Raw genomic sequence first — 17,462 nt, forward strand, 5'->3', positions numbered from 1 at the left:
AGTCAGGAGGGATCATGTGGTGATGGGTGTCGATTCGTAGCATGGCCGCCGCCTCTCGTCAGTCGTCGTTGATGCCGGCGTTGGCCAGCGCGGGGACGGTGTCTTCATGGTGCAGCAGCGACTGCGCTGCGGCCTTGAACTGACCGAGTTTCTCGATAATGGTCTGCTCCTCGCGGGTGTGGCCCCAGATGCTGATGCCCTGATGAGTGGTTGGCTCCCAGGTCTTCTCGTCGACGACGATCGGGTTCCAGCCGACTTCCCATTCGAAGCCCGAGGGTGTCATCGCGTAATAGGACAGTTCTTTGTCGTTGGTGTGCTGTCCGACCGCCAGCGCCATATGGAAGCCGAGTTCCTTGACCCGCTGATACGACGCCGTCATGTCGTCGAGGTCGGCGACCTGGATGTTGAGATGCTGGACGCGAGTGCGGATCGGGTTGATCGGCAACCGGTTGACTGCAGCGATCGCCACGGAGTGGTGGCGCTGGTTGACGCGCAGGAAGCGGATTTTGAACTTGAGGCCGCCGATGGTCTCGTCGATGTAGTCTGTGAGCCGGGCATCGAACACGGTGTCGTAGTACCCGCGAATCTGTTGGGGCTTTTTCGACGTGATCGCGACGTGGCCAATGCCACCTTCGCCGGTTACAAAGCCATGGCGCACTGCCATGTTCGGCTCCACGTCGGTGTAACGGGCGCGGGTGAAGATTTCTTGAACCAGGCCGTTGGGACCGGGGAACCGCACCAATCGTTCGACACCGCGGAGGTCGGATTCCTCCTCGGTGCCCTCGTGAGCAGGGACGCCATGCCGGGTAACCCGGGTGAGGATCTCGTCGAACGTGCGGTGGTCGTCGATGTGCCAGCCAAGGGTGGTGACGTCTTCAGCTGGGCCGCGCTGCAACAGAAAGCGGCATTGGTGGTCGTCGAGGCGGAATCGCATCGCGTCGGGCAAGGCCTCGTCCAGGTGCATGCCGATCGCATCGCGGCCGAAACGGCGCCAGTCGGCGAACTTTTCGGTGTCGATGACGACGTAGCCGAGATGAACGCTGCCGAAAATGTTCATCGGTCGAAAACCGAAGGCCGGGTGAGGAAGTCGACCGCCAACCTGTTGAACAGATCGGCTCGCTCCCATTGCATCCAGTGGCCGGTTCGCGACGTCATGACGAGATCGGCGTTGGGCATCAGGTTGGCCAGTAGCGGACCACCAGCGGGGCGGTTGACTTTGTCGTCACGGCCCCACAGCACCAATGTCGGTGTGGCCAGCTGCTTGAGCCGCTTGTCGCGGGTGAGGTCCATTCGCCAGAGTGTGCGCAGGGCCGTCGGACCGGACGGGCGGCGCAGTGGGGGATCGGCCAGCACGTGAGGATCCACCGAGGCCGTATAGCGCGTGTCGATCAATGCGTCCGGCACCGAGGCGCCATCGTAGACAAGGTAATTCCGGATGAAGGCTTCCAGCTTGGTGCGACTAGGGCCGGTACCACTGTAGTACGACAGCAGGCTCTTGAGCCCGGCGGTCGGGGCGCCCCGGGTGGTACCGATGCCGCCGGGGCCCATCAGTACGAGCTTGCCAACCCGGTGCGGTGTGTCCAACGCCAGACGCAACGCAGCCGCGCCGCCATACGAGTTACCGATCAAATGGGCTGTGGCAAATTCGAATTCGTCGAGCAGCCCGCGGATCGTGTCGGCGAGATAGCCGAACGGGTCGGACTGGTCGACCCCCTTGGCCGAACGACCGTAACCCGGCATGTCGGGCACGATGACCCGAAAATGCTTGGCAAGGGCGTCGATGTTGCGTGAGTAGTTGGACACCCCGGATGCGCCAGGTCCGCCGCCGTGCAACATGACCACGGCTGGGCCGCTGCCGGCTTCGGCGACGAAGATCGGCTTGCCTGCGACGGTGACGGTGTGCTCGGTCACAGTGGTCGTGCTCATGCGTTGGCCTCAGTTCTGGTCGTGGTGGAAAACGTGTAGCCGGATGGCGGCGGTGGCAGTGGTTGGCCGGATCCGGCTGCGGCATAGATGAATCCGTCTGGCCGCAGAACCGCGGCTACCGCTTTCTTCTGCTGCAGCCAGCGGACCAGTTCTGGTTCGCTGATCTTGATCGTCGGGAAACCAAGTTCTGTCCAGGCTTGACTGCCGGCCGGCGGTGGCCCGACGTGCACGATCGACCACGACCCGCCAAGAACGTCGTCGAGGCGAGCTTGGGCGCCGCAGGAGTCCGTCACCCACGGCTGCGGGACCTGCCATCCGACGGCGCAGTGGTTGTCGGCCGCGAAGAAGCCCTCCCGATGCCGCGCGTCGGGAATCCAGGTGTACTTCTGGACGCGGGCATCGAGGCCAGGCAGCCGCGTCAGAGTGCGCAGCACGTGGTTGCGCAGGAAGGCAATGGCCGGTCTGCGCTGTGTGATGATCCACCCGGCGCGGCAGGCGCGTCGGGTGACCTCGGTGACGTGCGGCTTGCGCTCGGCTTGGTAGGAGTCGAGCAGGGATTCGGGCGCCTGTCCCTTCCGGACGGCGGCAAGCTTCCAGCAGAGGTTGGCCGCGTCGCGCACGCCGGCCGACATACCCTGACCAATCCACGGCGGCATCGCATGCGCGGCATCGCCGGCAAGGAAAATTCGGCCCACCCGCCACCGGTCGGCGACTCGGACATGGTGGCTATAGATCACGGCCCGCAGGATCTTGACGTTCTGGTCGGTGATGCCCTGATCGTTCAAGACCTTCCAGATCGCTTCGTCGCGGAGCAAATCTTGCTCGAGTTCGCCTGCGCGGACAGGGTATTCCCAACGATGGTGGCCCAGGGGAGTCGGGCAGTCGACGGTGGGTCGGGCCGGATTGCAATGAAAGCGCAGCCGGTCGTGCCCGTCCCATTCCCGCAACATCTTGGTGTCGATAACCACCCAGCGCTCGCTGAAGGTCCGGCCGGTGTAGCCGACACCGAGTTGCCCGCGCGTCGGCGACGAACCGCCGTCCGCGGCGATGACATAGGACGCGTGGATCCGCTTCAACGTGTCGCTGCGAAGGTCGGCCAGCATCAACTCGACGCCGTCGTCTTTGGCATGCACGCGCAGACATTCGTGTTCCAATACCAACTCGACGCTCGCGAATCGCTGCACGCCCTCCCGCAGAATCTTGTCGACGGCCGGCTGGTAAAGAAACTGCTGCGGCGGATGTCCCGCGCCCCTCGGAGTGATCTTCAAGTCGATGAACGGGACACCGCTGGCGTCGACGAAGTTCAGCGGGCGGTCGGGGAGCATGTCCTGCTGCAACCGGTCAGCCAAGCCGATCGACTGCCAGATCCGCATCACTTCCTCGTCGGTCGAGATTGCTCTGGCGCGGTTGTAGATGTCTGGATCACGCTCGATCACAACGACTTTGAGGCCCAACTGACCCAAAAGGTTCGCCGCGGTCGCGCCGGTAGGACCGTAGCCGATGACTGCCACGTCATAGGTGTCTGGAGTGCTCACGGTTGTCTCTGATCGTCGAGGTCTTGTTCTGTAGTGATCACTACGGTAATGTAGCGATCACTACAGAGTCAAGAGGTGAGCAAAATTGGCCAAGCCGGTGCAACCAACTAGGCGTAAGCGCGCCGACGGGGAGCTGTCGCGGGAGCGCATCCTCGATGCGGCCACCGAGATCGCCGCCGAGCGCGGCTACGAAGGCACCAGCATCGCCCTGGTCAGCAAGAAATGTGGACTTCCGGCCAGTTCCATCTATTGGCATTTCAAGGACAAGGACGACCTGATCGCTGCGGTGATCGAGCGCAGCTTCGCCGGGTGGGCGTCGGCGTGGGAGGTGCCCGACAAGGGCGCCCCGCGCGACCGCTTGGTCGGCCTCGTGACCCAGATCGCCAAGGCGCTATTGGACTCGCCCGACTTCATTCGGCTCGGGCTGATGCTGGCGCTGGAACGCCGGCCGGTTGAGCCCCGCGCACGGGCGATGTTCCTTCAGGTTCGCGCGGAGACCTATGACCAGCTGGCCGAAACCATGGGTGGGTTTGCCCCCGGGCTCAGTGCAGCGCAGATCCACCAATTGGTCACGTACGCGATCGCGGGAGCCGACGGATTGTTCATCGCCAGGGAGATCGGCGGCGACTCGGTGGACCTCATTGCACTATTCGAGTTACATGCCCGCGCGCTCTACGACACCGCACTGCGCATGGTTTCCGAGGGTGCCGACCAATGACTATGACAACACAACGCAAATGGCCGGTCGCGATCATCGGATCGGGCAACATCGGCACCGACCTGATGATCAAAATCGCGCGCGGCGACGGGCCCCTGACCCTGGCGGCGATGGTCGGGATCGACCCCGACTGCGGCGGATTGACCCGCGCCGCCCGCATAGGGGTGCCGACCACCGCGGACGGCGTCGACGGTCTGCTGGCCATGTCGCACTTCGCCGATATCCGAGTCGTTTTCGACGCGACCTCCGCCGACGCGCATCGTGCCAACTGGACCAAGCTGGCCGGCACCGGAGTGCGGATGCTTGACCTTACCCCGGCCGCGATCGGGCCGTATTGCGTGCCGGTGGTCAATCTCGACGACCACCTCGATGCACCCAACCTAAATATGGTGACCTGCGGTGGACAGGCCACCGTGCCGATCGTCGCCGCGGTGGCGCGGAGCGGAATCGTCTCGTACGCCGAGATCGTGTCGTCGATCTCGGCGAAGTCGGCCGGTCCGGGCACCCGCGCCAGCATTGACGACTTCATCGAAACCACGGCTACCGCACTGCAAGTCGTCGGCGGCGCCCTGCGCGGCAAGGCGGTGATGATCCTCAACCCGGCGGATCCGCCCGTTCTCATGCGCAACACAATCTATTGTCTGGTCGACGGTGACGCCGATCATCAACGGATTGAGACCGACGTGCGGGCGATGGTCGATGCCGTCGGCACATATGTACCGGGTTATCGCGTCAAACAACGGATCCAGTTCGAAACCTTCTCCGCGACCAACCCGCTGTACATTCCCGAGACCGGCAAATTCACCGGCACCCGGGTCACCGTCCTCCTCGAGGTCGCAGGGGCCGCAGATTATTTGCCCGCCTATGCCGGCAACCTGGACATCATGACGTCGGCGGCGAAGGCCACCGCTGAACGCATCGCCACTCACGCCTTTGAAACAGCCGGGGCGCCATCATGATCTTCGTCAGCGACGTTACGTTGCGTGACGGCATGCACGCGGTGCGCCACCAGTACAGCCTCGAGCAGGCGGTGACGATCGCCGCGGCCCTCGACGCCGCCGGTGTGGACTCCATCGAGGTTGCTCATGGCGACGGACTGGGCGGATCGAGCTGTATCTACGGCTTCGGCGCCCACACCGATCTGGAATGGATCGAAGCCGTCGCCGGCACGGTGCGCCGCGCTACGGTCGCCACGTTGGTGCTGCCCGGTATCGGCAGCCTGCGCAACCTAAAGGACTCACACCGAGCGGGTGCCACCGTCGTACGGGTAGGCACCCACTGCACCGAAGCCGACGTCTCCGCCCGGCACATCGCGACCGCCCGCGAACTGGGCATGGACACCGTCGGCTTCTTGATGATGAGCCACATGATCGCCCCGCCCGCGTTGGCCGAGCAGGCCAAGCTCATGGAAGGTTATGGCGCGACCTGCGTCTATGTCGTCGACTCCGGCGGCGCGATGACGATGCGAGACGTTGCCGAACGCGTCGATGCGGTGCGTCAAACACTGGATTCCGCAACGGAGATCGGCATTCACGCCCACCACAATCTGTCGCTCGGAGTGGCCAACTCCATCGTTGCGGTCGAGCAAGGCGCCACCCGTGTCGACGCGTCGCTTGCCGGAATGGGCGCAGGCGCGGGCAACGCGCCGCTGGAGGTGTTCGTTGCCGCCGCAAACCGGATGGGCTGGAAGCACGGCTGCGACTTGCACGCCCTCGAAGACGCGGCCGACGACATCGTTCGCCCTTTGCAGCAACGGCCGGTGCGCGTCGACCGGGAAACGCTGACGCTCGGCTACGCCGGGGTGTACTCAAGCTTCCTGCGTCACGCCGAAATCGCCGCCGAACGTTACGGCATCGACGCGCGCACTCTGCTCGAGGAGGCTGGACGGCGCGGGATGGTCGGTGGTCAGGAAGACATGCTGGTCGATATTGCACTCGACCTCAGCAGCCCGTGATCGCTGCTGCTATGCGGGAATCAGCTTGAGGGGCAAATGCTCATGACGGTGGATGATGTTGTTGATCACCCACGTTGGTGAACCGGCGACTTCCATGCGGTCTACCCGCTCGACGAGCGCACGCAGCACCGCGGTCGTTTCCAGGCGCGCCAGGCTCTGACCGGCGCAGGCGTGGGCACCCTGTCCGAAGCCGATCTGCCGGCCGGCATCACGGCTGATGTCGAACACTGCGGGGCTTTCCCACTCGCGTTCGTCGCGGTTGGCAGAGGCGTACATCAGCAGGACGCGAGCGCCCGATGGGATATTGACGCCGCCGATTTCGGTCTGCCGGTTCACCAGGCGTGCAAATGCGCGTAGCGGTGGCTCGTAGCGGATCACTTCGTTGACTGCGTTCGCTATTCGCGTCGGGTCATCTTTGAGCAGCTGCCACTGCTCGGGGTGGGTGGCGAACAAGTACAACGCATTCGAGATGGCACTCATGGTGGTGTCTATCGACGGCGCGAGATAATCGACCATCAGGGCCGGACATTCGCCATGCGACAGCTTGCCTTCGTCCGCGGCTTTCATGAGTCCGTCTGCCATGCTGCCGTCGAGAAATGTGCGCTCGTGCACCGCACGGCGGGCGAAGTGCAGCATGCGAAACGCGCCGGGCATGGCCTTGATCGCTTGCCGGTTGAGCGGGCCAAGGATGTCGAAAGTGGCCCCGCCCCATTCGATGAGGTGGGCGCGCTGATCTCGGGGCCAACCGATGAGGTCGGGAATCACGGCCAGCGGTAGGGCGGCCGCGACATCGTGGACGCCGTCGATCTCACCCTTGTCGAGCGCGGCTCCGACGACCGCGGCGGCCGTCGCGTCCACACTGTCGGTGATCGCACGCAGTGCGCGCGGCAGCAGCCGGTGCGCGACAAGCTTGCGCCGCCGATCGTGTTCGGCGCCATCGCTGTTGAGCGTCGTGCCGCGCGCCATACGGTTGGTGAACCGATTGAGCGCGACGCCGCTCCCCGACAGGAAGGTCGTATCATCACGCAGCGCTGTCTTGCATTCGGCGTAGCGGGGTAGCGCATACACCTTGTGCTTGGTCAACCAGACCACCGGACCGAGGTCTCGCAGCCGCTGATAGTGCGGATACGGATTGACAATGGCGTCGACGGCGTAGATGTCCGGCTTGTAGACGGGCGCACCCGTCGCGTTCACGCATACCTCACGGTGTTGCGTTGAGTACCAAGGTCGATCGCACCGTCATCGGTGGCGACGCTGGCTTCGACAACGTCACCGTCGCGCAGATATTTGGGATTGCTGGCCTGGCGCTTGAAGAAGGCCTTCCACTTCACCGCCGGCGGCAGCAGGTTGCCGATGATTTCGATGGGCTTCGGCGGTGCGCTCAACGCGGTACCGACCGGGGTTCCGGTCAGGATCAGATCACCGGTGGCCAGGTCCTGGAATCGGGCCAGCGACTGCAGCGCCTGCAGAGGCTTGTACAACATGTCGCCGTCTACCAGCATGTCTTGCCGCAGTTCACCGTTCACGCGCAGTCGCAGCCGAAGGTCGCCGAAGCGTTTGAGTTCGTCGGTGTCGAGCAGAACCAGGGCCGGCCCGGCCGGTGTGAAGGTGGGGTAGGACTTGGCCTCGTAGAACTGGGTCTGAGGTAGTTGGACGTCACGGGCGGACACGTCGTTCGTAACAACCAGTCCGGCGATGAAGTCAGGCCAGTTCGATTCGGAAATAGTTGTGCCGACCGGGATGTCGCGGCCGACGATCAGTCCGATCTCGACCTCGTAGTCGAGAAAGCGGACATGGCTGGGTTTGACGATGTGATCGAACGGTCCCGTGATCGACGCCGACGACTTGCGGAAGAAGGTCAGCGGGATGGTGTTGGGATCCATGCCGGCGTCCTTGACATGGGAGGCGTAGTTGGTCATCTGCGCCACCACCCGACACGGCTTCGTCACCGGTGACTTCAACTGAAGGCTCTCGACGGGCACGGTGTCACCGCTGTGGGCGGCGGCTTCGACGGCGGCGCGGTCGGCCAGCAGCTCAGCGGTGGTGTTCGCGCTGGTGGTTATCTTGGCTGCGCCGGTTGGGGTTTGGACCCACCAGGCGTCGGCGGTGCGAAGGACGGCGGTGGTCATGATTTGGCTACTTTCATCAGGCCGATCAGGCGGCGGAGATCGAATTCGTTGTCGCCGCGAAGTCCGCTGAGCATCGACTGCGCTTCGTGGCGAATGAGTTTCGGGCTGATGCCAAGGAAATCATTGGACGCCGGAGGACCCCATTGGGCCAGCCCCGAGGCGGTGAACGGCGCCCAGCCCGGTTCGAGCGTGCAGTCGAACATGTCCCCGTCGGCGAAGTGCTCGACCATGAAGCCATCCGGGTCGCGCCAGTAGTCGAAGATCTGGCTACCTTGAATGTGGCGTCCGATTCCCCAGGAGCGTTGGTAACCAAGGTCGTTGAGATATTCACCGCCCGCGGCCATCGTGTCGAGATCGCACACCTGGTAGGCCGAGTGCACGTACCGATTCGTCGGCCCCAGTGCGATCGCGAGCGTGTGATGATCGGCCGGCGTCATGCCGCGGTCACAGCGAATGAAGCTCATCGTCGGTCCGCGATCGCGCTGGCCGGCGAAGAACATGAAGTCGCTGACGATCATGCCGAGGTTGTCGAGGTACCAATTCAGCGCCGCACGGTATTTGGCACTTTGCACGACGACGTGGCCGAGGCGTTCAACGATGGCCGGAACACGCGGCGGTCGTTGGGCCGCGTTGATGCGATGGAGGTCGTCGCCGAAGTTGAACGTGTGCGGAGTCTGCGCGGGGAGTGCGTCGAGTTGACGGGTGCCGGCCACCACATGGACCGGAATGCCGCTGGGGTCAACGAGATCAATGGCGTGTCCGCCGATCGCTTCCGGCAACGGGCGAGTTCGCGAGCCGGTAGCCTCCGCCAACCGCCGCAGGTCCGCCTCGTCGTGAGCCGTGAACGCCATGCCTTGAAAGCGGGTGGTTTCGCCGCGTCGGATGAGGATGCACGGTGCGGACGGGTCCGTGCCGCGTAGTTGCAACTCGCTGTCGGTACGGAGCACGGTGGCGAAACCGAACGCGTGCGCGAATGTCTCGGCTCGGTTGAGGTCCGGCTTCTCGAATTCCAGCCAGGCGATGTCATGAACTTTGATCACCGGATTGCGCGATCGGCCCGGGTGCTCACCCTTCTTCGCGCCCTGCTCGTTGTGCAGGTCTTCGTGTGCGGTTCTGGTCATAGTGGTTACCTCAGCTGGTCGAACCGACGAGATGGCGCGGACAACGAAACTGCGTCGTCGCGCCACGGATGTGATCGAGGATGGCGCCAGGTTCGTCGGGAACGGTGCAGCCGCGCCAAGCGACGTGGTGGTCGGGGCGAATTAATAACAGATCGTGCTCGTACAGCGTGCGGGCGTGATCGTCGCGGATATCGGCAATTGTCAAGGGGATTCCGCGTTCGGCGGCCGCGGCAGCCATCGAGTCGACGTCGATGTCGGTGAACCGAAGCAGGGTGAAGCCCAACCCGAACAGGTCGAAGATCGCCCGGCCGTCCTTCAGGAACAGGCTGGGCGGACGGGACCCGGGTCGGGTACTCGGCGTATAGGCGTGCATGTGATCGACTGTTGCCGTGTTGGGTTCGTGGCAGACGACCGGCGAGGCGTCGTAGCGGTATCCAAATTCGATTCCGTCGGCCTCGTTTTCTAAATTTCCCAGATCGAGAATCTCCCGGCCCAGACGTTTGCGGCCGCGTTCCCCGTTCCAGCCGTGGGTGTGAATCACCTTGCGGTAGAGGGTTTTGATCGCCAGGCGCACCAGCGTGTGTCGTGCCGATGCGGTCCGGTTCCGTATCGCCACGGGGCGACGCTCGGCTTCGTAGGCTTTGAGCAGACGGTGATCTCCCCAACCCTGCACGATCGCTGCTAGCACCCAGCCCAACCCGACGGCATCGCCTACCCCGGTGTTCATGCCGTAACCACCGGCGGGGACAACCTGGTGTGCGGCGTCACCAGCGAGCCAGACCCGACCGCTCCCGTAGCTGTTGGCGAGGGATAGGCGTGGGCGCCAGGCGTTGGCGCAGATGATGTCGCACTCGAACTCGATGCCGAGCCGCGTGAACAAAAATTGTTTGGGCTCGATTGTGTCGGCGTCGGTACCCGCTCCGAGCAGCGTGTGCAGTGTCCAGGTATCGCTGTCGTTCTGCGAAATCAGCGTCCACCCTTCAGGCGACTGGGTGTGCCAGGCGGTGCCGAACCGCTCGAATAGCTCTTGATCAGGCGAGGTGAAGTGGATGAGGTAAACGCGTCCGTCCATTGGTCTTTCGCGATTGTCGAGATAGGCCCGGATCGCGGCCGCGGCCACTCGCGCGACACCGATGTTGCGCACCGCAAGGCCACGCAGGTCGATGTCATCGAGGTCGATGCCCAGTCCAGTGCGTACGACGCTTCCCGCGCCGTCGCAACCGGCCAGGAATTGGGCCCGGATGGTGTGGATCGCTCCGGTAGCCGAGCACCGAATCACCGCTTCAACACCGTCAGCGTCTTGCCTGAAAGTCTCTAGCGCCCAGCCGAATCGGATATCAATCTGCGGGCTGCGGACTTCCAGTATGTCCTTTAGCGCCGGTTCGAGTAGCGCCTGCGACACCCGCATCGCCGGTTCGAGCGACGTCGTGCCGTCGTTCCGCTCGCGGATGATCGCCCGCCGCTGAGCAACGGTGGGATACCGAAAGCGCGCCAGTTCCCATCCGCTGAGGTTGGTTACCCACGACACGTCGAACGGATGATCCTCGGGCACGGCGACTTTACGAAGCTCGTCGGCCACCCCGAGGTAGCGAAACAACTCCATGCTGCGGCCGTTGGTGATGTCCATCTTCGGGTGCGTGGTCGTCGACGGGTTACGTTCCACCAGTACCGCGGCCACACCGTGCCGGGCGAGTGTCAAAGCGAGCGTCAGTCCAACCGGACCGCCACCGACGATCAGAACGGGAACCTGCTCACAGGCCGATTCCGGCCGGCTCTGGCGCATGGTGCTCATCGATACCCTTTCCGCTCGCAGCGTTAGATCACATTGAACACTACTGTTCAAAATGAGTCAATACCGTGCTACAAAAAACATGGATGTACTATGTGGCCAGGATGTCGGTACTGACCCAAGGACGCGCTCATGACAACACCCACGGATCGGCGCATCAGCGATGCAGCGATTCGACTGTTCGTCGAAAAGGGAACGACCCAGCTGACCATCAGCGAGCTGGCCCAGGCGGCAAACGTGGCTCGCGGCACGCTGTATCGCAACGTCGGGTCGGTGGCCGACCTGTTCGACCGGGTGGTCGCCGATTTCAGCGCGGACATGCATCGGCGAGTCTCGGCAAGTTTCGTCGGCATCGACGACCCTGCGGCGCGGCTGGCCACTGGTCTGCGGTTGTGGGTCCGCTACGCTTACGAGAACCCGACCATTGGCCGGTTTGCGGTCAAGTTCGGATTGTCAGAAGAGTCACTGCGCGCCGTGATGACCGGACCACCGATGCGCGACATCAGCGATGGGGTGGCGGTCGGTAGATATGACCTTGGTTCGGTGAGCGTCGACAGCATCACCTCGTTGATCGTGGGCGCGACTGTGAGCGCAATGTGGATGGTCTTCGAAGGCCATCAGACCTGGCGCGAGGCTGGTTCATCGACCGCTGAACTTGTGTTGCGCGCCATGGGAATCGAGCCCGCCGAGGCACGCGAAATCGCCGTGGCCGAGTTGCCGCGCCTGGCTACTTGAGTTCGGACGACGACAGACCCAACAGCCGACGTGCGACCACCAGCTGCTGGATCTGCTGGGTGCCCTCGAAGATGTCCATGATCTTCGAGTCGCGGGCCCACTTCTCCAGCAGTGTCTCTTCCGAATAGCCGATGGTGCCGACCAATTCGACGGCTTTGAGGGTGATATCGCTGCCCACTCGGCCGGCCTTGGCCTTCGACATCGATGCCTCTTTGGAGTTGGGGATGTTGTTGTCGGCCTGCCACGCCGCACGCAGGGTCAGCTGGTAGCTGGACTCCCACTCGGCCTCCATCCGGAGGAACTCGGCGGCGGCGGCGCTTTGGACCTGCGCGGGCTTGTCGTAGGAGATCTCGACGCCGGCGTTGGTCAGGATCTTGCGCAGCTCTTCAAGAGTGGCGCGGGCAATCCCGATCGCCATGGCCGCCACCACCGGCCGGGTGTTGTCGAAGGTCTCCATCACCCCGGAAAAGCCCTTGCCCGACTCGATTTCGGGGTTGCCCAGCAGATTGTCCTTGGGAATGCGGGCGTTCTCGAATCGGATCACGGCGGTGTCAGAGCCTTTGATGCCGAGCTTGTTCTCCAGCCGCTCGACGGTGACACCGGGGTGTTCACGAGGCACGATGAACGACTTGATCGCGGCGCGGCCCTTGGACTTGTCCAGCGTCGCCCAGACCACGATGTGGGTGGCCCGCGAACCCGCGGTGACGAAGATCTTCTCGCCGTTGATCACGTATTCGTCGACGTCCAGCGTGGCCGTGGTGGACACCGCGGCCGAGTCGGAGCCGAATCCTGGTTCGGTGATCGCCATTGCGGCCCAGACCCGGCCCAGCCGCTCCAGCTGCTCGTCGGTGGCGACGGCGGACACCGCCGCGTTGCCGAGGCCCTGGAACGGGATTGAGAGCAGCATCGCCGCGTCACCCCAGCTGGCCTCCAGCGCCTGCAGCGCGGCCGCCATGTTGGCCGCGTTGCGGTTTTCGCCGTTGCTCTCGCTGCTGCGAAGACCGTTGGCGCCGGCCATATCCAGCGTCATGGATTCGGACGCGCCGGCGAACAGCTCGGCCAGCGTGTCGAGCTCGACGGGGTAGGCGTGCTCCTTGAGGTCGTACTTGCGGGCGATCGGCCGCATCATCTCCGCGGCGCCCTGGTGGGCCTTGTCGATCACCGCTCGCATTTTGCCGGGCAGTTCCAAATTGATTGCCATGACTGGTCTTTCGTTGCCGGTGAAATGAAGGATTAGATGACGACTAGATAACTACAACGCCTTCAGCTATGCCAAGGACTCTCAGGTCGCGGTACCAACGCTCGACGGGGTGCTCCTTGGTGAAGCCGTGGCCGCCGAGCAACTGCACGCCGTCCAGGCCGATCTGCATTCCCTTGTCGGCGCCGAGCCGCTTGGCCAACGCGGCTTCACGGCAGAACGACAGGCCCTGCTCGGCCCGGGAGGCGCCGCGCCAGGTGACCAACCGCAGCCCATCGAGTTCGATGGCGATGTTGGCGCACATGAACGCGACGGACTGCCGATGGGCGATGGGCTCGCCGAATGCCTCGCGCTCCTTCACGTACGGAATCACGTAGTCGAGCACGGCGTGCGACGTGCCGACCGCCAGCGCCGCCCAGCCCAGCCGGGACAGCGCGATGGCCTCGGAGTAGTCGGCATCGGTGGCGTCGTCCTCGCCCAGCCGTGCGGTCAGCGGCACCGAGACGTTGTCGAGCTCGACGCGGCCCAGCGCGGCCGCGCGGATGCCCATGCTCGGGTCGGCCTTGACGGTCAGGCCGTGGCTCGACGACTCGACGATGAACAGCGCGGGTTTGCCGTTGAGTTGCGCCGCGACGATGAACAGCTCGGCGTCGGCGGCCGCCGGAACCAGCGACTTGACACCGTCGAGCCGGTAACCGCTCGGTGTGCGCACCGCGGTGGTCTTCAGCGCGGTCGGGTCGAACAGCGGTTGCGGCTCGGCGATGGCCACACAGGCCTGCGGGACGTTCTCGCCGGCGAACTCCTGGAGATACGTCGCCTGCTGCCCGGCGCTGCCCCAGTGGGTGATGGCGGCCGCGACTCCCGCGGGCGCCAGGATCGGCAGCGCCAACCCCATGTCGCCGTAGGCCAGTGCCTCGGCAACCAGCACGTTGGTCACGCTGGAGCGCTCCGCGGCGATGCCGTCGAAGTCCTCGGGGATGTTGATCGCGGTGATCCCCAGCTCCGTCGCCTTTTTGACCAGGTCGGGAGGATAGGTGGTCGCCGCGTCGGCGTCGTGTGCCGCCGGACGCAGGACCTCGGCGGCGAACTCCTCGACGGTCTCGACGATGAGTTTCTGGTCGTCGTCGGGCATGAGGTCGTAGTAGTCCTTGCCGCTGGTCTTCAGGCGGGTGGGTCCGCCGCGCAGGTTCTGGACGCGCTTGAACTGGCGGCCGGTCGCTCCGGCGGTGGAGAAGATCGTCTTGGTGCCGTAACGCAGCGTCCGGTTCAGCGGATCGCGCAGGCCGTACTTGTCCAGGAATTCCTGGCCGACGAGCGGCGTGAGCAGGCCCAACGCTACGTCGATGCCAGTGCGCTTGTGCTTGTGCTCGCCGATAGCGGACTTTTTGCCGGTGCGCTTGGGACGCGGCTTCGAGCCGTTCGTGGGGGTGACAGTGTGTGTCATGACAGCAGCCTCGGTCGTTGGGGCAGTGCGATGAACTGTATCTTACTCCGGAGTAAGATACAGACATTGTTAATTAGTTCACAGGTTGGACTATGTGGCGGCCAGTCGGGCCAAGACCTGGTCGTGCAGCAGGGCGTTCGTCGCCACCGCGCTGCCGCCGTGCGGCCCGGCGCTGCCGTCGAGGCTGGTGAACGTCCCGCCTGCCTCGCGCACCAGGATGTCCAGCGGCGCCAGGTCCCACACCGACACTTCCGGTTCGGCGGCGATGTCGACCGCCCCTTCGGCCACAAAGCAGTAGGACAGGAAGTCGCCGAAGGCGCGGACCCGCCACACCTCATCCGTCAAGTCCAGGAAGCGGTCCCGCAGACCGAGCTCGTTCCATCCGGACAGGCTGGAGAACGACAGACTGGCGGAGTTCAGTTGCGCCACAGAGGAGACCGAGAGCCGGCGGACCGCGGCGTCGCCGACCGCCACGAACGCGCCGGCACCGGCGGAGGCCCACCAACGCCGATGCAGTGCAGGCGCGCTGACCACCCCGACCTGCGGCACGCCGTCGTCGAGCAGTGCGATCAGGCTGGCCCACACCGGCACGCCGCGCACGAAGTTCTTGGTGCCGTCGATCGGATCGACGATCCACTGCCGCCCGGTCAAAGTGGTTGTGCCGCCGAACTCTTCACCGAGGACGGCGTCGTCCGGTCGAGCGCGGGCAAGGGTGGCTCGCAAGCCCGTCTCGACCGCGTGATCGGCGTCGCTGACCGGCGTCAGGTCCGGTTTGGTGTCGACCCGCAGATCGACGGCTCCAAAGCGGTCCAGGGTGACCGCGTCTGCCTGGTCGGCCAGCGCCAAAGCCACCGCGAGATCGTCACGACTCATCGGACCTACTTTCACCGAAATTGCACCCCTGCGTTGATACCACGGACTACCTCGGCAGGGGATGATCTATGCGTGATGGGCGCGAAACCAGCAGAGCGGAGTACGCCGCGAGACTGCTCCAGAAGGGATGCTGACCATGGTTGACGAAAAGCGGGGGCAGGCAGCCCTTTTCGATGCGTTGACGACCAAGGGCACGGCCTTCTCGGAGGCCGAGCGCCGCAAGTACGGCCTGCTAGGCCTGCTGCCGACGGCGGTGAAGACACAGGACGAGCAAGCCGCGCATTGCTGGCACGAGTTCTCCACGCGCCGCGACGATCTCGACAAGCATATTTATCTGCGCGCGTTGCAGGACCGTAATGAGACGCTGTTTTACCGCGTGCTGCAAGACCACATTCCCGAGTCCCTGCCGATTGTGTACACCCCTACCGTCGGCGAAGCCTGCCAGCGTTTCAGCGAGATCTACCGGCGCCCAAGGGGATTGTTCGTTTCCTACCCGGAACGCGACTGCCTGGACGAGGTGCTGCAAAACCGGCCCCAACATGACGTCGACGTGATTGTGGTGACCGACGGCCAGCGCATCCTCGGCCTGGGCGACCAAGGCATCGGCGGCATGGGCATTCCGATCGGCAAGCTGTCGCTGTACACGCTGATCGGCGGTATCGACCCCGCCCGAACGCTGCCGATCGTGCTCGATGTGGGCACCGATAACGTCGAGCTCCTGCAAGACCCCCAATACCTCGGCTGGCGCCACCGTCGCATCGACGATGACGAGTACTACGCATTCATCGACCGCTTCGTCACCGCGGTGCGCAAACAGCTCCCCAATGTGTTGCTGCAGTGGGAAGACTTCGCCACCACGCACGCACTGCCGATTCTCGGCCGTTACCGCGACAAGTTGCTCACCTTCAACGACGACATCCAGGGCACCGCCGCCGTCGCCGTCGGTGCCCTACACGGCGCGGCGAAGGTCGCCGGCCGGCCGCTGTCGCAGCAGAACGTCGTCATGCTGGGGGCCGGTTCGGCCGGCATCGGGGTCCTCGACATGATCCGCCGCGCGATGGTGACCGAGGGGCTGTCCGAACAGGCTGCCACAGACCGGATCTGGGTCGTCGACGTGGTGGGCCTGCTCACCGACGACCGCCACGACCTGTCGGATGCCCAGCGTGACTTCGCGCAGCGCGCGGGGCGGGTCGCCGACTGGGGACTGGCCGGGGCGGCTCAGCTCGCTGACGTCATACACAATGTCGACGTCGGTGTTCTGCTGGGATTGTCCACTGCCGCTGGCGCATTCACCGAAGCCATCGTGCGCGAGATGGCCGCCAAAACCGAGCGGCCGATCATCTTCCCGCTCTCCAATCCGACGAGTCGCTCGGAGGCGCACCCCGCCGAACTGGACCATTGGACCGGCGGGCGAGCATTGATCGCGACCGGTTCGCCCTTCGCGCCGCTGGAGCGTAACGGTGTGGAATATCCTGTGGCGCAATGCAATAACGTCTACATCTTCCCGGCGATGGGGCTCGCGGTGACCGCCGCGCAAGCGACCCGAGTCACCGACGAGATGATGCGGGTTGCCGCGGCGACCCTCGGTGAGGCGTCGCCGGCCCTGGACGATCCGAACCAGCCGCTGCTGCCGTCGTGGTCGGATACACCCGACGTGGCCATCCGGATCGCGCTGGCCGTGGCGGAGCAGGCCGTGGCGGAGGGCGTCGCCCCGAAACGCACCAGCGAGGAACTCGCCGAACGGATCACCCAGGTGCACTGGCATCCCGTCTATCCGGTGGCATCAGCCTGACCGTCGGCGGATCTGTCACGACCAGTCGGGCTAATCACCCTGCGCGTCAAGGCCGTCGCCCGAGTCGTCCCAGGTCTCGTAGTGTCTCTCGCGAGGCCGGATGATGCGGCGCCGCAGTTCCAGCAGCAGCTCCTCGGTAGAGGCGCTGGCGAGAGCATCGGCGACCGCGTGGGAGCGGTATCGAGGTTCGTGGTTGTCGCGGCGCTGCGTGACGACCAGCTCTTTGGCTTCCCCGCCGGCCAGTATGG

The 17,462-nt window shown here is 64.5% G+C and carries 16 protein-coding genes; 5 read left to right on the plus strand and 11 right to left on the minus strand.

All coding sequences use genetic code 11. The annotated features are described in order from the left end of the window. Nucleotides 1-58: 58 nt before the first annotated feature. Genes WAN02_RS14765 through WAN02_RS14775 form a run of 3 tightly spaced genes read right to left on the minus strand, consistent with a single transcriptional unit; the run spans nt 59 to nt 3,461 of the window. Nucleotides 59-1,057 (minus strand): VOC family protein, encoded by a 999-nt coding sequence (locus WAN02_RS14765; protein WP_422264948.1) that lies wholly within the window; start codon nt 1,055-1,057, stop codon nt 59-61. After that, nucleotides 1,054-1,926: an alpha/beta fold hydrolase gene (locus WAN02_RS14770; protein WP_422264949.1), complete on the minus strand. Its 873-nt coding sequence runs from the start codon at nt 1,924-1,926 to the stop codon at nt 1,054-1,056. The genes WAN02_RS14765 and WAN02_RS14770 overlap by 4 nt, the downstream gene beginning before the upstream one ends. After that, nucleotides 1,923-3,461, minus strand: a complete 1,539-nt coding sequence (locus WAN02_RS14775; RefSeq protein WP_422264950.1) for a bifunctional 3-(3-hydroxy-phenyl)propionate/3-hydroxycinnamic acid hydroxylase — start codon at nt 3,459-3,461, stop codon at nt 1,923-1,925. Before WAN02_RS14775 ends, WAN02_RS14770 begins: the two co-directional genes overlap by 4 nt. 85 nt (nt 3,462-3,546) lie before the next feature. On the opposite strand from WAN02_RS14775, the gene WAN02_RS14780 reads away from it, so the two are divergent. The 3 genes from WAN02_RS14780 to dmpG are packed head-to-tail and all read left to right on the plus strand — an operon-like array spanning nt 3,547 to nt 6,133. Further along, the gene (locus WAN02_RS14780) at nt 3,547-4,179 is read left to right on the plus strand and encodes a TetR/AcrR family transcriptional regulator (protein WP_422264951.1); all 633 of its coding nucleotides are present in this window, start codon (nt 3,547-3,549) and stop codon (nt 4,177-4,179) included. Between the two features lie 2 nt (nt 4,180-4,181). Further along, nucleotides 4,182-5,138: an acetaldehyde dehydrogenase (acetylating) gene (locus WAN02_RS14785; RefSeq protein ID WP_422264963.1), complete on the plus strand. Its 957-nt coding sequence runs from the start codon at nt 4,182-4,184 to the stop codon at nt 5,136-5,138. Continuing rightward, on the plus strand, nt 5,135-6,133 hold the full coding sequence (gene dmpG / locus WAN02_RS14790; RefSeq protein WP_422264952.1) for a 4-hydroxy-2-oxovalerate aldolase: 999 nt from the start codon (nt 5,135-5,137) through the stop codon (nt 6,131-6,133). Before WAN02_RS14785 ends, dmpG begins: the two co-directional genes overlap by 4 nt. A 9-nt stretch (nt 6,134-6,142) precedes the next feature. On the opposite strand, the gene WAN02_RS14795 is transcribed toward dmpG, so the two are convergent. From WAN02_RS14795 to WAN02_RS14810, 4 genes are read right to left on the minus strand one after another with little or no spacing between them, the layout of a single operon-like run. Further along, nucleotides 6,143-7,327, minus strand: coding sequence for a cytochrome P450 (locus WAN02_RS14795; RefSeq protein WP_422264953.1), 1,185 nt, complete (start codon nt 7,325-7,327; stop codon nt 6,143-6,145). Next, complete coding sequence (locus WAN02_RS14800; protein ID WP_422264954.1) at nt 7,324-8,262, minus strand: fumarylacetoacetate hydrolase family protein; 939 nt, start codon at nt 8,260-8,262, stop codon at nt 7,324-7,326. Before WAN02_RS14800 ends, WAN02_RS14795 begins: the two co-directional genes overlap by 4 nt. Beyond that, on the minus strand, nt 8,259-9,383 hold the full coding sequence (locus WAN02_RS14805; protein ID WP_422264955.1) for a VOC family protein: 1,125 nt from the start codon (nt 9,381-9,383) through the stop codon (nt 8,259-8,261). Before WAN02_RS14805 ends, WAN02_RS14800 begins: the two co-directional genes overlap by 4 nt. A 10-nt stretch (nt 9,384-9,393) precedes the next feature. Further along, complete coding sequence (locus WAN02_RS14810) at nt 9,394-11,175, minus strand: FAD-dependent monooxygenase (protein ID WP_422264956.1); 1,782 nt, start codon at nt 11,173-11,175, stop codon at nt 9,394-9,396. 129 nt (nt 11,176-11,304) lie between these two features. Here WAN02_RS14810 and WAN02_RS14815 point away from each other — a divergent pair, with 129 nt between their 5' ends. Further along, nucleotides 11,305-11,907: a TetR/AcrR family transcriptional regulator gene (locus tag WAN02_RS14815; RefSeq protein ID WP_422264957.1), complete on the plus strand. Its 603-nt coding sequence runs from the start codon at nt 11,305-11,307 to the stop codon at nt 11,905-11,907. Here the strand turns inward: WAN02_RS14815 and WAN02_RS14820 are convergent. From WAN02_RS14820 to hisN, 3 genes are all read right to left on the minus strand, one after another. Continuing rightward, nucleotides 11,900-13,108 (minus strand): acyl-CoA dehydrogenase family protein, encoded by a 1,209-nt coding sequence (locus WAN02_RS14820; protein WP_422264958.1) that lies wholly within the window; start codon nt 13,106-13,108, stop codon nt 11,900-11,902. The two genes, WAN02_RS14815 and WAN02_RS14820, sit on opposite strands and share 8 nt — an antisense overlap. A 43-nt stretch (nt 13,109-13,151) precedes the next feature. Next, entirely contained in the window at nt 13,152-14,549 is a 1,398-nt protein-coding gene (locus WAN02_RS14825; RefSeq protein ID WP_422264959.1) for an acyl-CoA dehydrogenase family protein, read from the minus strand. A gap of 90 nt (nt 14,550-14,639) precedes the next feature. After that, nucleotides 14,640-15,422, minus strand: a complete 783-nt coding sequence (hisN, locus tag WAN02_RS14830; protein WP_422264960.1) for a histidinol-phosphatase — start codon at nt 15,420-15,422, stop codon at nt 14,640-14,642. Nucleotides 15,423-15,558: 136 nt separating this feature from the next. On the opposite strand from hisN, the gene WAN02_RS14835 reads away from it, so the two are divergent. Further along, the gene (locus tag WAN02_RS14835) at nt 15,559-17,214 is read left to right on the plus strand and encodes an NAD-dependent malic enzyme (RefSeq protein WP_422264961.1); all 1,656 of its coding nucleotides are present in this window, start codon (nt 15,559-15,561) and stop codon (nt 17,212-17,214) included. A gap of 30 nt (nt 17,215-17,244) precedes the next feature. Here WAN02_RS14835 and WAN02_RS14840 read toward each other — a convergent pair. Further along, nucleotides 17,245-17,462: hypothetical protein (locus WAN02_RS14840; protein ID WP_422264962.1), on the minus strand; the 218-nt coding region annotated here is incomplete at its 5' end.

It is taken from the genome of Mycobacterium sp. (assembly GCF_049281135.1).
In the GTDB taxonomy this organism is placed as follows: Bacteria; Actinomycetota; Actinomycetes; order Mycobacteriales; family Mycobacteriaceae; genus Mycobacterium.

Bases quoted from the DNA above. Each gene is read 5' to 3' on its own strand.
- WAN02_RS14770 (WP_422264949.1), bottom strand. From the start codon at position 1,926: ATGAGCACGACCACTGTGACCGAGCACACCGTCACCGTCGCAGGCAAG.
- WAN02_RS14805 (WP_422264955.1), bottom strand. From the start codon at position 9,383: ATGACCAGAACCGCACACGAAGACCTGCACAACGAGCAGGGCGCGAAG.
- WAN02_RS14785 (WP_422264963.1), top strand. From the start codon at position 4,182: ATGACAACACAACGCAAATGGCCGGTCGCGATCATCGGATCGGGCAAC.
- dmpG (WP_422264952.1), top strand. From the start codon at position 5,135: ATGATCTTCGTCAGCGACGTTACGTTGCGTGACGGCATGCACGCGGTG.
- WAN02_RS14820 (WP_422264958.1), bottom strand. From the start codon at position 13,108: ATGGCAATCAATTTGGAACTGCCCGGCAAAATGCGAGCGGTGATCGAC.
- WAN02_RS14825 (WP_422264959.1), bottom strand. From the start codon at position 14,549: ATGACACACACTGTCACCCCCACGAACGGCTCGAAGCCGCGTCCCAAG.
- hisN (WP_422264960.1), bottom strand. From the start codon at position 15,422: ATGAGTCGTGACGATCTCGCGGTGGCTTTGGCGCTGGCCGACCAGGCA.
- WAN02_RS14835 (WP_422264961.1), top strand. From the start codon at position 15,559: ATGGTTGACGAAAAGCGGGGGCAGGCAGCCCTTTTCGATGCGTTGACG.
- WAN02_RS14800 (WP_422264954.1), bottom strand. From the start codon at position 8,262: ATGACCACCGCCGTCCTTCGCACCGCCGACGCCTGGTGGGTCCAAACC.
- WAN02_RS14765 (WP_422264948.1), bottom strand. From the start codon at position 1,057: ATGAACATTTTCGGCAGCGTTCATCTCGGCTACGTCGTCATCGACACC.
- WAN02_RS14810 (WP_422264956.1), bottom strand. From the start codon at position 11,175: ATGAGCACCATGCGCCAGAGCCGGCCGGAATCGGCCTGTGAGCAGGTT.
- WAN02_RS14815 (WP_422264957.1), top strand. From the start codon at position 11,305: ATGACAACACCCACGGATCGGCGCATCAGCGATGCAGCGATTCGACTG.